General features: G+C 57.2%; 16 protein-coding genes. 3 read left to right on the top strand and 13 right to left on the bottom strand.

The features are described 5' to 3' along the window. Nucleotides 1–4: 4 nt before the first annotated feature. The 6 genes from hscB to trmJ all read right to left on the bottom strand — a co-directional run bounded on the left by hscB (nt 5) and on the right by trmJ (nt 3992). Nucleotides 5–523 carry a co-chaperone HscB gene (hscB, locus tag I6L41_RS04130; RefSeq protein WP_149153152.1) on the bottom strand — a complete coding sequence of 173 codons (519 nt, stop codon included), beginning with the start codon at nt 521–523 and terminating at the stop codon, nt 5–7. A gap of 118 nt (nt 524–641) precedes the next feature. After that, nucleotides 642–965 carry an iron-sulfur cluster assembly protein IscA gene (gene iscA / locus I6L41_RS04125; protein ID WP_005333812.1) on the bottom strand — a complete coding sequence of 108 codons (324 nt, stop codon included), beginning with the start codon at nt 963–965 and terminating at the stop codon, nt 642–644. 15 nt (nt 966–980) lie between these two features. Next, the gene (gene iscU / locus I6L41_RS04120; RefSeq protein ID WP_005333813.1) at nt 981–1364 is read right to left on the bottom strand and encodes a Fe-S cluster assembly scaffold IscU; all 384 of its coding nucleotides are present in this window, start codon (nt 1362–1364) and stop codon (nt 981–983) included. A 41-nt stretch (nt 1365–1405) separates the two neighbouring features. After that, complete coding sequence (locus I6L41_RS04115; protein WP_013723838.1) at nt 1406–2620, bottom strand: IscS subfamily cysteine desulfurase; 1215 nt, start codon at nt 2618–2620, stop codon at nt 1406–1408. 53 nt (nt 2621–2673) lie between these two features. Continuing rightward, a complete protein-coding gene (gene iscR, locus I6L41_RS04110; protein ID WP_026035025.1) occupies nt 2674–3177 on the bottom strand; it encodes a Fe-S cluster assembly transcriptional regulator IscR in 504 nt (167 codons plus the stop codon). A gap of 92 nt (nt 3178–3269) precedes the next feature. After that, the gene (gene trmJ / locus I6L41_RS04105) at nt 3270–3992 is read right to left on the bottom strand and encodes a tRNA (cytosine(32)/uridine(32)-2'-O)-methyltransferase TrmJ (RefSeq protein WP_216962173.1); all 723 of its coding nucleotides are present in this window, start codon (nt 3990–3992) and stop codon (nt 3270–3272) included. Between the two features lie 187 nt (nt 3993–4179). Between trmJ and I6L41_RS04100 the strand changes: the two genes are divergently transcribed. After that, a complete protein-coding gene (locus I6L41_RS04100; RefSeq protein WP_216962170.1) occupies nt 4180–4596 on the top strand; it encodes a hypothetical protein in 417 nt (138 codons plus the stop codon). Here I6L41_RS04100 and I6L41_RS04095 read toward each other — a convergent pair. Beyond that, nucleotides 4549–5082 carry an SCP2 domain-containing protein gene (locus I6L41_RS04095; protein WP_157160993.1) on the bottom strand — a complete coding sequence of 178 codons (534 nt, stop codon included), beginning with the start codon at nt 5080–5082 and terminating at the stop codon, nt 4549–4551. The genes I6L41_RS04100 and I6L41_RS04095 overlap by 48 nt on opposite strands. A gap of 189 nt (nt 5083–5271) precedes the next feature. On the opposite strand from I6L41_RS04095, the gene I6L41_RS04090 reads away from it, so the two are divergent. Together I6L41_RS04090 and I6L41_RS04085 are read left to right on the top strand one after the other, a co-directional pair. Further along, nucleotides 5272–6267 carry a peptidase U32 family protein gene (locus I6L41_RS04090; RefSeq protein WP_216962167.1) on the top strand — a complete coding sequence of 332 codons (996 nt, stop codon included), beginning with the start codon at nt 5272–5274 and terminating at the stop codon, nt 6265–6267. Nucleotides 6268–6278: 11 nt separating this feature from the next. Then, a complete protein-coding gene (locus tag I6L41_RS04085) occupies nt 6279–7151 on the top strand; it encodes a U32 family peptidase (protein WP_139442111.1) in 873 nt (290 codons plus the stop codon). 65 nt (nt 7152–7216) lie between these two features. On the opposite strand, the gene nlpI is transcribed toward I6L41_RS04085, so the two are convergent. The 6 genes from nlpI to tgt all read right to left on the bottom strand — a co-directional run bounded on the left by nlpI (nt 7217) and on the right by tgt (nt 13059). Further along, a complete protein-coding gene (gene nlpI, locus I6L41_RS04080) occupies nt 7217–8161 on the bottom strand; it encodes a lipoprotein NlpI (RefSeq protein ID WP_005351017.1) in 945 nt (314 codons plus the stop codon). 90 nt (nt 8162–8251) lie between these two features. Continuing rightward, the gene (locus tag I6L41_RS04075) at nt 8252–8620 is read right to left on the bottom strand and encodes a rhodanese-like domain-containing protein (RefSeq protein ID WP_019446086.1); all 369 of its coding nucleotides are present in this window, start codon (nt 8618–8620) and stop codon (nt 8252–8254) included. An 84-nt stretch (nt 8621–8704) separates the two neighbouring features. Continuing rightward, nucleotides 8705–9652, bottom strand: a complete 948-nt coding sequence (gene secF / locus I6L41_RS04070; protein WP_005337322.1) for a protein translocase subunit SecF — start codon at nt 9650–9652, stop codon at nt 8705–8707. 10 nt (nt 9653–9662) lie between these two features. Continuing rightward, entirely contained in the window at nt 9663–11516 is a 1854-nt protein-coding gene (gene secD / locus I6L41_RS04065; protein ID WP_216962163.1) for a protein translocase subunit SecD, read from the bottom strand. A gap of 18 nt (nt 11517–11534) precedes the next feature. Next, the gene (yajC, locus tag I6L41_RS04060; RefSeq protein WP_005337327.1) at nt 11535–11870 is read right to left on the bottom strand and encodes a preprotein translocase subunit YajC; all 336 of its coding nucleotides are present in this window, start codon (nt 11868–11870) and stop codon (nt 11535–11537) included. Between the two features lie 52 nt (nt 11871–11922). Then, nucleotides 11923–13059, bottom strand: coding sequence for a tRNA guanosine(34) transglycosylase Tgt (gene tgt, locus I6L41_RS04055; RefSeq protein WP_005337329.1), 1137 nt, complete (start codon nt 13057–13059; stop codon nt 11923–11925). Between the last annotated feature and the right edge of the window lie 32 nt (nt 13060–13091).

Genomic DNA, 13091 nt, shown 5'->3' with positions numbered 1-13091 from the left:
AGGATCAAGACTCGAGAAGCGAGTCTTCGAATCGTTCCAGCTCTTCGAGGAGCTTGTCGACAAACTTGAGTTTGCGAACGCAATCAGCGGCAACAAGATCTCTGCCGGCGGCAAGAGACTCGGTCAGCTGCTGCATCAACATCTGGTGATCATGCCTGATCTCGCTGCGAAAATCCTTGATGGCGCGCTCAGGGTCGGCGTCATCTTTCAGATCGGCCAGACGCTCGCGCCACTCCAGCTGCTGCATCAGAAACGCGCTATCTTGCAGAGTCTGCTGTTCACCACGGATATCGGTGCCACGCAGGGAGAGCAGATATTCGGCACGGCGCAGCGGCGCCTTGAGGGTGGTGAATGCTTCATTGATCTGGGCGGCACGTTGCACCGCAGCCAGCTGCTCCCGTTCGGGGGCGGTGGCAAAACGATCAGGATGGAATTGGGTTTGCAGCTGGCGGTAGGTATCAGCCAACTGACGGGTATCGAGCTCGAAGCCTTCAACCAGCCCAAACAGCTCGAAATGATTCATGCAAACCTCTTGGAAACGTTCGCCACTACCTCACTCGCCCCTGGCAAATGAGATGTGGTTGAACGGGTCATCGGCGACCCGCTCAACCACAGACGAAGGATCATTGACGTCAAACATCTCAGACACTGAAGCTTTCGCCGCAACCACACTCGCCTTTGGCATTGGGATTGTTGAACTGGAAGCCCTCGTTGAGGCCCTCCTTGACGAAATCCAGCTCGGTGCCATCCAGATGGATCAGGCTCTTGGCATCAACAATAATCTTGACGCCTTGCTGCTCGAACACCTGATCCTCATCGGTCAGTTCATCAACGAACTCAAGCACGTAGGCCAGACCGGAGCAGCCGGTGGTTTTGACGCCGAGGCGCAGGCCAATGCCCTTGCCCCGATTAGCCAGAAAAGAGGAAACCCGTGCCGCGGCGGCATCTGTCATGGTAATAGCCATACTGCTCTCCGGCGCTTAGAGACCTTTCTTCTGCTTGTAGTCGGCGATGGCGGCCTTGATGGCGTCCTCAGCCAGAATGGAGCAGTGGATCTTCACCGGTGGCAGGGCCAACTCTTCAGCGATATCGGTGTTCTTGATGCCAGCAGCTTCGTCTAGGGTCTTGCCCTTGACCCATTCGGTCACCAGGGAGCTGGAGGCGATGGCGGAACCGCAGCCGTAGGTCTTGAACTTGGCATCTTCGATGATGCCTTCGTCGCTGATCTTCAATTGCAGCTTCATCACGTCGCCACAGGCGGGCGCACCGACCATGCCGGTTGCAACGCTGGGATCATTCTTGTCGAAACCACCGACGTTGCGAGGATTCTCGTAGTGGTCGATTACTTTTTCACTGTAAGCCATATCTCACTCCTGCTAATTCTGTTGCTCACTGACCAGATAGATCAGTGATGAGCCCATTCGACCGTGTTCAGATCGACGCCGTCTTTGTACATCTCCCACAGAGGGGACATCTCGCGCAGACGACCGATGGAGTCACGAATAAGCTTGACCGCGTAGTCAATCTCTTCCTCGGTGGTGAAGCGACCCATGCTGAAACGGATGGAGCTGTGTGCCAGCTCGTCGTTCAGACCCAGTGCGCGCAGCACATAGGAGGGTTCCAGGCTGGCGGAGGTACAGGCCGAACCGGAAGAGACAGCCAAATCTTTCAGCGCCATGATGAGGGATTCCCCTTCCACATAGGCAAAGCTGACGTTGAGGTTGCCCGGAACACGTTGCTCCAGATCGCCATTGATGTAGACGGCTTCAATATCCTTGATGCCATTCCACAGACGCTGACGCAGTGCCAAGATACGCTCGCCTTCACTCACCATCTCTTCTTTGGCAATGCGGAAAGCTTCGCCCATCCCGACGATCTGATGGGTCGGCAGAGTACCGGAACGCATGCCGCGCTCGTGGCCGCCACCGTGCATCTGGGCTTCCAGACGAACGCGGGGTTTGCGACGAACAAACAGTGCACCAATCCCTTTCGGACCATACACCTTGTGCGCAGAGACGGAGAGCAGATCCACTTTCAGTGCTTCCACATCTACCGGGATCTTGCCCACACTCTGAACGGCATCCACGTGCAGCAGGATCTTGCGGGAACGGCACAACTCGCCGATGGCGGCAATGTTCTGAACCACGCCGATTTCGTTGTTCACATGCATGATGCTGACCAGGATGGTGTCATCACGCATGGCATTCTCGATCATCTCGATAGTGAACAGGCCGTTTGGCATCGGCTCAAGATAGGTCACCTCGAACCCTTCACGCTCCAGCTGGCGACAGGTATCGAGCACCGCCTTGTGTTCGGTCTTGGAGGTGATGATGTGCTTGCCCTTGCTGGCATAGAAGTGGGCAACCCCCTTGATGGCTAGGTTGTTGGATTCGGTCGCACCGGAAGTGAAGACGATCTCGCGGGGATCGGCACCGATCAGATCTGCCACTTGATTACGGGCCAGATCCACCGCCTCTTCGGCTTGCCAGCCAAAGCGGTGAGAACGGGAAGCCGGATTGCCGAACAGGCCATCCATGGTGAGACACTGCATCATTTTTTCTGCGACACGCGGGTCCACCGGACAGGTTGCCGAATAATCAAGGTAAATAGGCAGTTTCATGTTTTTCTCCGTCACAGTCCGGGTCATACAGAGTCCCGCTGTGGAAAGCACGTTTATAGTTGGACTTTCAAGCTCACATCGCCGTGTTCTGCCCGATCAACCAGGGACAACACGGTCTTCATTTGTTCATCTTGCTTGCCGGCAATGCGGCGCACATCGGCCTGGCGTACCAGCTCGGCCAGCGTGATATCCCCGAGGAAGCTGGAGATCCGCTCACTCAGGTCGCGCCACAGGGAGTGAGTCAGGCACTGGGTACCGCCGTGGCAACCGCCCTTGCCGAGGCACTTGGTTGCATCGACCGACTCATCGACCGCGGTGATCACCTGACCAACCGAAATCTCGCCTGGGGCCAACCCGAGGCGATAACCACCACCCGGGCCACGCACGCTGCTCACCAGACCATGTTTACGCAGGCGGGCAAAGAGCTGCTCGAGATAGGACAACGAGATGCCCTGGCGCTCGGAAATATCGGCAAGGGGGACGGGCCCCTGCTCTGCATGCAGCGCCACGTCGAGCATGGCGGTTACAGCGTAACGTCCTTTTGAAGTCAGTCTCATGTGCCTTACCGTCTTGCGAAGCAATTTAATGGGGCACATGGTCACATACCCGACCAAATCAGTCAAGTATATGGTTGAGTAAATCAGTCGGATTAATCCGGTACGCGCGCTTTCTGCACCGAGGTCAGAATACCGCGCAGAATGTTGAGCTCCGCCGCTTCCGGCCGAGCCCGATTGAACAGGCGACGCAGCTTGCTCATCACATGACCCGGATGATCATCGGCAATAAAACCGGTCTTCATCAGGGTTTGTTCCAGGTGCTGATAAAACCCTTCCAGCTGGGCGGCACTCGGATAAGCCATCTCATCTTCAGGCTCGGCGGCCTGCCCCTGCAGCCAGCGCATTCGCACTTCGTAGCAGAGAGTCTGCACCGCCATGGCCAGATTGAGAGAGCTGTAATCAGGATTGGCCGGAATGGCCACGTGGTAGTGGCACTTTTGCAATTCGTCGTTGGTGAGACCAGTGCGTTCACGGCCAAACACCAGCGCGACCGGGTGCTGCATCCCCTCGACTATCGACTTTTCGCCGGCCTCACGGGGATCGAGCATGGGCCAGCTCAGGGTTCGCGAGCGGGCGCTGGTGCCAATCACCAGACCACAATCGGCGATCGCGTCGTCCAGAGTCGGGACGATACGGGCATTGGCAAGCACATCGCTGGCACCAGCAGCCAAGGCGAAGGCATTGTCATCCGGCAAGGCTTGCGGATCAACCAATACCAGCTGGGTCAACCCCATGGTCTTCATGGCGCGTGCCGCAGACCCCATGTTGCCGGTATGAGAGGTGTTTACCAAAACGATACGAATCTGATCCAACATGCCCAGTCAATCTTCAGTCAAAAATGGCGCGCAATTGTAACATAAGAGAACACAATGTTGGCACCGTAAAAGCCGAGCCATTTCAGAACAAAACTACCCGTTTGTATAACAAACCAGCATGAGGGAAGTGAGAGGGGGGGACTAAACTTGATGGATATCCGATAAACGGCACAGGAGACACAACGCCATGCTTCCTCCCTTTATCTATGAGAGATTGCCCAGCCTCTACCTGCTGGCAGCCATTGCCATTATTACGTTGAGTGAACAGCCCCTGCTCTGGTTTGCTGGCGCCTTACTGTTTATCGCCGGAGCGGTGACCTGGATGATGCGCTCCAGCTACCGGCGTACCGATCTGATTATCTTTCCGAGCAAACGCTGGCTACAGCCGGAGTGGCTGTATGAAGCGCTGCCCTTCATCTGGCTGGCTGCGGGGCTGACCATGTCACAGCTGCCTGCCCCTGTAGCACTCATCGCCTTGGTGCCCTGTCTGTGGGCCTGTCGTTGCCTCTGGGCACGGCACCATTATCGTCGCCATGCCCATGGGGTGATTGTCCACTTAAGACGGGATCCCGCCCGGCGCCGTCTGCACCGGAGCCTGCGCTGACTCGGTGCGGGCCCGTTCGATAAACGTCGCCAGATCCATCAGGGGATACTTCATCAGGCTTGGCAAGCCATCGAGATCCAGACTGTCCATCAAGTTTTTCACCTCAAGGCCCAGTTCGGTATCCCCTTCTATCTTCAGCTTGCGCTGGAAAAAGAGCGAATCCGGATCCTCTTTGCGACCAGCGATGAGGATCAGGTCGTTGGCGGTACCGCTGAAGCAGACATCGGCCTTGTCACACTCGCGAGCTACCACCAGCAGGCCATTCTGCTCACTGATAAACCAGCACAGCTCCAGATCAGAGACTTCGACTTTCAGCCACTTGTCTGCCAGAAACTCGAAATCGCCATCTTCGATAGCCTCTTTGAATACCCGGGCCAGCAAACTCTCCATCAGCTGCTTTTGCAGATTGAAGGGAACCAGCTTGAGGGGATGGCGCAAGAAGCGCGGAGCCTGTTCGACCAGGCGGCGTTGCAGTTGTTGAAACACGATAGACTCCCTTTTTTGCGCATTCAAACACAGGGAGAGTGGCAAGATCCTGTTGGAAATCAAACTTGTGCAGGGTTACCTCAAGAAGGGTAAAGCCACACAAAGCTGCCTCAGGTCAAAAAGCGGGAGTGCATGGCTGCATACAATCAGGGCTCGTTTGCCCTTCATATGCACTCTCGGAGCGTACCAATGGAATTACTCTGTCCGGCAGGCAGTTTGCCGGCACTGAAAACCGCCGTGGATAACGGGGCCGATGCCGTTTATATCGGTTTCAAGGATGACACCAATGCCCGCCACTTTGCCGGTCTCAACTTTACCGACAGCAAACTGGAGAAGGCGGTAGATTATGTGCATCAACATGGTCGCAAGCTGCATATTGCCATCAATACCTTTGCCCATCCCGGGGCCGATACTCGATGGAAACAGGCGGTTGATCGCGGGGTGGCCCTCGGCGCCGATGCGTTAATCATCGCCGATCTCGCTGTGCTGGAATATGCCAGCCGCCACTACCCCGAGATGGAACTCCATGTCTCGGTGCAGGCCAGCGCCACCAATGCCGCCGCCATTCGCTTCTATCAGCAGCAATTCAATGTCACCCGGGTGGTGCTGCCCCGGGTGCTCTCCATGCATCAGGTCAAGCAGCTGGCCCGCGAGACCGATGCTGGCCTAGAGGTGTTCGCCTTTGGCAGCCTCTGCATTATGGCCGAGGGGCGCTGCTATCTCTCCTCCTACATGACAGGCGAGAGTCCCAACACCGTCGGCGCCTGCTCACCGGCCAAGTTCGTCCGTTGGGAAGAGACCCCGAATGGTCTCGAGTCGCGGCTCAACGAGGTGCTGATCGACCGCTATGGCCCGGGCGAAAATGCCGGTTACCCGACCCTGTGCAAGGGGCGTTTCGACGTGGATGGCCAGACCTACCACGCGCTGGAAGAGCCGACCAGTCTCAATACCCTGGGTCTCCTGCCCGAGCTGTTCAAGACCGGGATCCAGTCGGTCAAGATTGAAGGACGCCAACGCAGCCCAGCTTATGTGGAGCAAGTGACCCGGGTGTGGCGTGCAGCCATCGATGCCTATCAGGCCAATCCCGAGGCCTATCAGGTTAAAGCTGAGTGGGATGCCCAGCTCGCCCGCGTCTCCGAAGGTAGCCAGACTACCCTCGGCGCCTACCATCGTCAGTGGCAATAAGGAGTCCACCTATGCAATTTTCTCTCGGGCCTCTGCTCTTCTACTGGCCCAAAGCCGATACCGAATCCTTTTACCATGCCGCTGCCGACAGTCAGGCCGACATCATCTATCTGGGGGAGACCGTCTGCAGCAAGCGGCGCGAACTCAAAGTCGATGACTGGATTGCGCTGGCCCGTCAGGTCGCCAACTCCGGCAAGCAGGTAGTGCTCTCGACCCTCGCCCTTATCTCCGCCCCTTCCGAGCTCAAGGAGGTGAAGCGGCTGGTCGACAATGGCGATCTTATGGTCGAAGCCAACGATCTCGGTACGGTGCAACTCGCCTGGGAGGCAGGGATCCCCTTCGTCTGTGGCCCCGCCATCAACGCCTATAACGCCGATGTGCTGCGCATGCTGCTCAAACAGGGGATGAAACGCTGGGTCATGCCGGTGGAGCTCTCCCGTGACTGGCTGATCCAGCTCAATCAGGATCTGGGCCCCCTGCGCGACCAATTTGAGGTGGAGGTGTTTGCCTACGGCCATCTGCCGCTCGCCTACTCGGCGCGCTGCTTCACCGCCCGATCCCTCGACAAGCCCAAGGACAACTGCGAGCTCGCCTGCATCAACTACCCCACCGGACGACTGGCCAACAGCCGCGAGGGGCAGCGGGTGTTCAATCTCAACGGGATCCAGACCCAGTCCGGTTACTGCTACAACCTGGGTAACGAGCTGGCTGGTATGGAAGGTCTGGTAGATGTGGTCAGGCTTTCGCCGCAAGGGATGGAGACGCTGGAGATGCTGGCCCGCTTCAAAGCCAACCGGCAGGGCCAGGCTCCACTCTCCTTGCAGCAAGGAAGCGATTGCAACGGCTACTGGCGCCAGATCCCCGGCATGAGCCTGGTGGAGTAAACCCGCCATTCGCCCAACAAAAAGGCCTCATCGCGAGGCCTTTTTTACCACTATCTGGCAGTAGATCAGGAGGGCTGATCACCCTTGTTACGAGCGCTCTGGGCACCTGGCGGCAAGGGCTTGCGCGCCATCAACTCCAGCTCCAGCAGCGCATAGCGGTGCTCGATGAAGTCATAGACGTTGTTAGATAAGGCCAGCTTGAAGTAGCTGATGGCTTCCTTGCGGTTGCCTTTGCCCAGCTCGAACTTGCCCAGATAGAAGTAGGTTTCACACAGACGCTCGGCAAGCTCCCGGTTATCCTTCACCCCTTTCACCACGTTGCCCATCAGCTGGGAAGCGTTGATCTCGCCGGTATAGAGGCGTACCAGATCCCAGTTCCAGGCATCGTCATCGTATTTGTTGAGACGCTCGCGCATCCGGCTCATGGCGGCCGACGGGTCGAGTTTCTGCTCGGCCAGATAGAGCCAGATCACCCGATAGGGGTCTTCCGGCTGCGCCTCGTAGAAACGCTTCATATCGGCCGCGGCCAGTTCGGGACGGTTGCCGTAATAGAGGGCGATGCCACGGTTGAGATAGGCATAGTCATAGTCCGGCGCCAGTTCGAGGGCAGAATCGAACGCATCATAGGCTTCGTCGTAATTCTGCTGCTGTACCAGATAGACGCCGATGAAGTTGTAGGCTTCGGCGAAATCCGGTTTCTCCCGCAGGGCACGGTTGAAATCGAGCCGCGCGAGGGAACGCAGACCAACCCGATCAAACACCACAGCACGCTCATAGAACAACTCTGCCCGTTGCTCGGTGGTCAGTTCCATTTCACTGAGCATCTGCCCGAGTCGGGCGAGCGCCAGCTCACTCTGGTAGGAGACCTGCAGGGGGGTCGCCAACACCAGTGAAGCAGGCTGCGGCTTGGGAACCTTGGGGGTGTTAACCTGACTGCTACTGCTGCAACCCCACATGGGAAGCAACAACAGGATACCGAGGAGGTATCCAATCCCTTTCCTGACGTTCAATGAACACTCCGACGCTTACGCTTGACCCCGCATATGGTAAAGGTCAACTGCCGCTTTGTCATGTAGCTGTGCCCCTCTACCTCAAATAAATCAGGATTCGACAGGGTATCCGGCATCGCACCAACCGCGAAACCCGCCGTCGACGCTGATCACCTTGCGATAACCCATCTGTTGCAGGTTGTCCGCAGCCAGAATGGAGCGAAAACCACCACCACAATAGAGGTAGAGCTCGGTCTCGAGATCCGGGAACTGGGTCTCGATATCCCGCTCAATCACGCCACGACCCAGATATCGGGCACCGGGCAGATGGCCTTTGGCCCACTCGCTCTCTTCCCGCACGTCGATTAGGTGAAACGTGCGCCCTTCATCCTGCCAGCGCTTGATCTGGTGAACATCGGTTTCGGTGATGCGGGAGCGGATCCCGTCAACCAGCGCCAAAAAACGGGGATTGTGATGCATGACAAACTCCTGTTGTTTAAATCATGTGCGTCAGCAAACGACACGCAGAGATAAGAAAAGAGCGCCATGAGGCGCTCTTCACTGTTACGGCAGGATTTCCTGTTGGTCCGCACCCTCTTTCTCTACCTGGGTGGGCAGCATGTGCTCGCGCTTGACGCCGAGGAACATGGCAAACGCACTCGCCACATAGATGGAAGAGTAGGTACCGAACGCCACACCGATCACCATGGCCACGGCAAAACCGTGGATCAGCGCACCGCCCTTGAGCAGCAGCGCCAGCACCACGATAAAGGTGAGGCCGGAGGTGATGATGGTACGACTCAGGGTCTCGGTCATGGAGAGATCCAGAATGTATTCGGTATCCCCTTTACGCACCTTGCGGAAGTTCTCCCGCAAGCGGTCGAACACCACGATAGTATCGTTCAGGGAGTAACCCACCAGGGTCATCAGCGCCGCCAGTACGGTCAGGTCGAACTCGTACTGGAAGTAGGCAAAGACACCCAGCGTGATCACCACGTCGTGCACCAGGGAGAGAATGCCCCCCAGCGCCAGACGCCATTCGAAACGCACTGCCACGTAGGCCAGGATACAGAGGATGGAGGCCAGCATGGCCAGCGCACCGTCTGTCGCCAGTTCATCACCCACGGAAGGGCCGACGAACTCGACGCGTTTGAGCACTGCGCCCTCGTCGAGCTGCTTGGCCGCCGCCAGCACTTCGTTACCCTGTTGTTCTACCTTGACCCCCTCTTTCGGGGTCAGGCGGAACAGCACGTCACGGCTGGAGCCAAAGTGTTGCAGGGTTGCCCCTTCAATCTTCTGCTCTTCCAGAGCGTCATGGATCTTGTCCAGGCTCACCGACTGCTGGAACCCCACCTCGATGGTGGTACCACCGGTAAAGTCCAGACCCCAGTTCAGACCCCGATCAAACAGGAAGAACAGGGCTACCACCATCAGCACGGAAGAGAAAACCACACCCGGCTTGGCATAGCGCATAAACGGGATCGGTTTTTCAAAATGTAGAATCTGAAACATCTCTCTATCCTCAGATGGGCAGCTTGTCGATACGCCGTCCACCCCAAGCCAGGTTGATAATGGCACGGGAAACTGTGATGGCAGTAAACATGGAGGCGGTCAGACCAATGCCCAGCGTCAGGGCAAAGCCCTTGATGGCGCCAGTACCGATACCGAACAGGATCACGCAGGTGATCAGCGAGGTCACGTTGGAGTCGGCGATGGTGGAGAATGCCCGATCAAAGCCCAGATGGATGGCTTGCTGAACACCACGACCGTTGCGGATCTCTTCACGAATACGCTCGTAGATCAGCACGTTGGCATCCACCGCCATACCCAGCGTCAAGACGATACCGGCGATACCCGGCAATGTCATAGTGGCCCCCGGGATCATCGACATGATGCCGACAATCAACACCAGGTTCATACAGAGCGCCAGGTTGGCAACCCAGCCGAACGCGCGGTAGTAGATCCCCATGAACAGCACGATCACCAGCATGGCCCAGCCGATGGCTTCCATACCGCTATCGATGTTCTGTTGACCCAGGCTCGGGCCAATGGTGCGCTCTTCCACGATCTGGATCGGGGCGATCAGGGCACCGGCACGCAGCAGCAGCGCTAGGTTGTGGGCTTCGTTGGCGTTGTCGATACCTGTGATACGGAACTGGCTGCCAAGACGCGACTGGATGGTGGCGACGTTGATCACCTCCTCCTGCTTGCGGAACTTGCGCTTGCCATCCGGACCCGGTTGACCGACCGGCTTGTACTCGATGAAGACAGTCGCCATCCCTTTACCGACGTTGTCCTTGGTAAAGTTGGCCATCTTGTTGCCACCCTGGCCATCCAGCTTGATGTTGACCTGGGGACGGCTGTACTCGTCGAAACCGGACTGGGCACCCACGATGTGGTCACCGGTCAGGATCACCCGCTTTTGCAGCACCACGGGACGACCATTGCGATCGGTATAGACCTTGGAGCTGGGCGGGACACGGCCATCGGCCGCAGCCTGGATGTCGGCAGTCTCATCGACCATGTGGAATTCCAGGGTCGCGGTTGCACCCAGGATCTCCTTGGCGCGGGCGGTATCCTGGATACCGGGCAGCTCAACCACAATGCGCTCGGCGCCTTGCTGTTGTACCAGCGGCTCGGCCACGCCCAGTTCGTTGACCCGGTTACGGATGATGGTGATGTTCTGCTCGAGGGCGTACTTCTTCACTTCCTTGATCTTGGCTTCGCTCAGACCAGCCAGCAGGATAAACTCATCCCCTTTCTGCTCGGTAGTGAAGGTCAAATCAGGGTTCTGACGACGCAGATGAGAAACGGCGCGTTCCTGATCGCCTTCGTCACGGAAGATCACCTGCACCTGATCACCGACCCGGCGCACGCCGGAGTAACGGATCTTCTGGATGCGCAGCTCGGAGCGGAAATCCTGCACCATCTGCTCTTGCTGCTTGGTCAGTGCTTCGGCCATGTCCACTTCCATCAGGAAGTGCACACCACCGCGCAGATCAAGACCCAGCTTCAGAGGCGCCGCACCGATGGCTTCGAGCCAGGCGGGAGTGGAAGGTGCCAGGTTGAGTGCGGTAATGAAGTTGTCGCCCAGTTTGTTGGCAACGATATCGCGCGCCTTCAGCTGGTCTTCGGTGTTCTTGAAACGGATCAGGATAAAACCGTGCTCGAATGCAGCATGTTTGACCGGGATCTTGGCCGCTTCAAGGGTCTCTTTCACCAGATCAAGAGTATCTAGCTTGACTTCGGCACCACGGCTGGCAGAAACCTGCAAAGCCGGATCTTCGCCGTAAAGATTGGGGGCTGCATATAGAAAACCGATGGCGATCACCAGGATCACCATCAGGTATTTCCACAGCGGATAGCGATTCAACACGCTGTGCTCCTTGGGAGATTAAAGGGACTGGATAGAACCCTTGGGCAGAACGGCAGAGACGAAGTCCTTTTTGATGGTGACTTGAGTCTGGTCGTTCAGGGCGATCACCAGGTAATCGCTGTCTGCAGCCACTTTGGCAATTTTGCCAACCAGGCCACCGGAAGTGAGCACTTCATCACCCTTGGACAAGGAGCTCATCAGATTGCGGTGATCCTTGGCACGCTTGGCCTGGGGACGATAGATCATGAAGTAGAAGATCAGGCCGAATACGGCCAGCATGATGATCATTTCCATACCACCACCCTGTGCACCCGGTGCTGCGCCTTCTGCATACGCCTTGGAGATAATGCTCATTTAACAACCTCTTATTGATGTAGATTTAAAAAAACAAAATTATATGTTGTTGTTATTTAACGTCATTTTCAGCTAACGGAGGCACAGGCTTCCCTTGCCGACGGTAAAACTCTGTTACAAAGTCGTCTAATTTACCCTGCTCGATCGCGTCCCGCAAACCCTGCATCACACGCTGGTAGTAACGCAGGTTATGAATCGTATTCAGACGGGCACCGAGGATCTCGTTGCACTTGTCCAGATGGTGCAGGTAGCTGCGGCTGTAGTTCTTGCAGGTGTAGCAATCGCACTCGGCATCCAGGGTGCTGGTGTCGTTGCGGTGCTGGGCGTTGCGGATCTTCACTACGCCATCGGTGGTAAACAGGTGGCCGTTGCGGGCGTTGCGAGTCGGCATGACGCAGTCGAACATGTCGATACCACGGCGCACCCCTTCCACCAGATCTTCCGGCTTGCCGACCCCCATCAGGTAGCGCGGCTTGTCGGCCGGGATTTTCGGGCAGACGTGCTCGAGGATGCGGTGCATGTCCTCTTTGGGTTCACCCACGGCCAGACCACCGACCGCATAACCGTCGAAACCGATCTCCAGCAGCCCCTTGAGGGAGACATCACGCAGATCTTCGTAGACCGAGCCCTGAATGATGCCGAACAGGGCGTTCTTGTTGCCCAGCGCATCAAACTTGTCGCGGGAACGCTTGCCCCAGCGCAGGGACATCTCCATGGACTTGCGCGCTTCTTCATAAGTGGCCGGGTACGGGGTGCACTCGTCGAAGATCATCACGATGTCGGAGCCCAGATCGTACTGGATCTCCATGGACTTCTCGGGGTCGAGGAAGATCTTCTCGCCATTGATGGGGTGACGGAAGTGGACGCCCGCTTCGGTGATCTTGCGAATATGGCCCAGGCTGAAAACCTGGAAACCACCGGAGTCGGTCAGGATCGGGCCCTGCCAGTTCATGAAGTCATGCAGATCGCCGTGAGCACGCATCACTTCCTGACCCGGACGCAGCCAGAGGTGGAAGGTGTTACCCAGCAGGATCTGGGCGCCGGTTTCACGCACTTCTTCCGGGGTCATCCCCTTGACGGTGCCGTACGTCCCGACCGGCATAAAGGCCGGCGTTTGTACCACACCACGTTCGAAGACCAGTTGACCGCGACGGGCACGGCCGTCGGTGGTTTTCAGTTCAAATTTCATTGCTACCTCGGCTGCGTCAGATAAACAGTCTG

Origin of the sequence: Aeromonas sp. FDAARGOS 1411, from assembly GCF_019047125.1 — a bacterium.
GTDB lineage: Bacteria > Pseudomonadota > Gammaproteobacteria > Enterobacterales > Aeromonadaceae > Aeromonas > Aeromonas veronii.
Note: the sequence above shows the minus strand (reverse complement) of the source record. Positions and strands in the feature narration are given on the sequence as shown.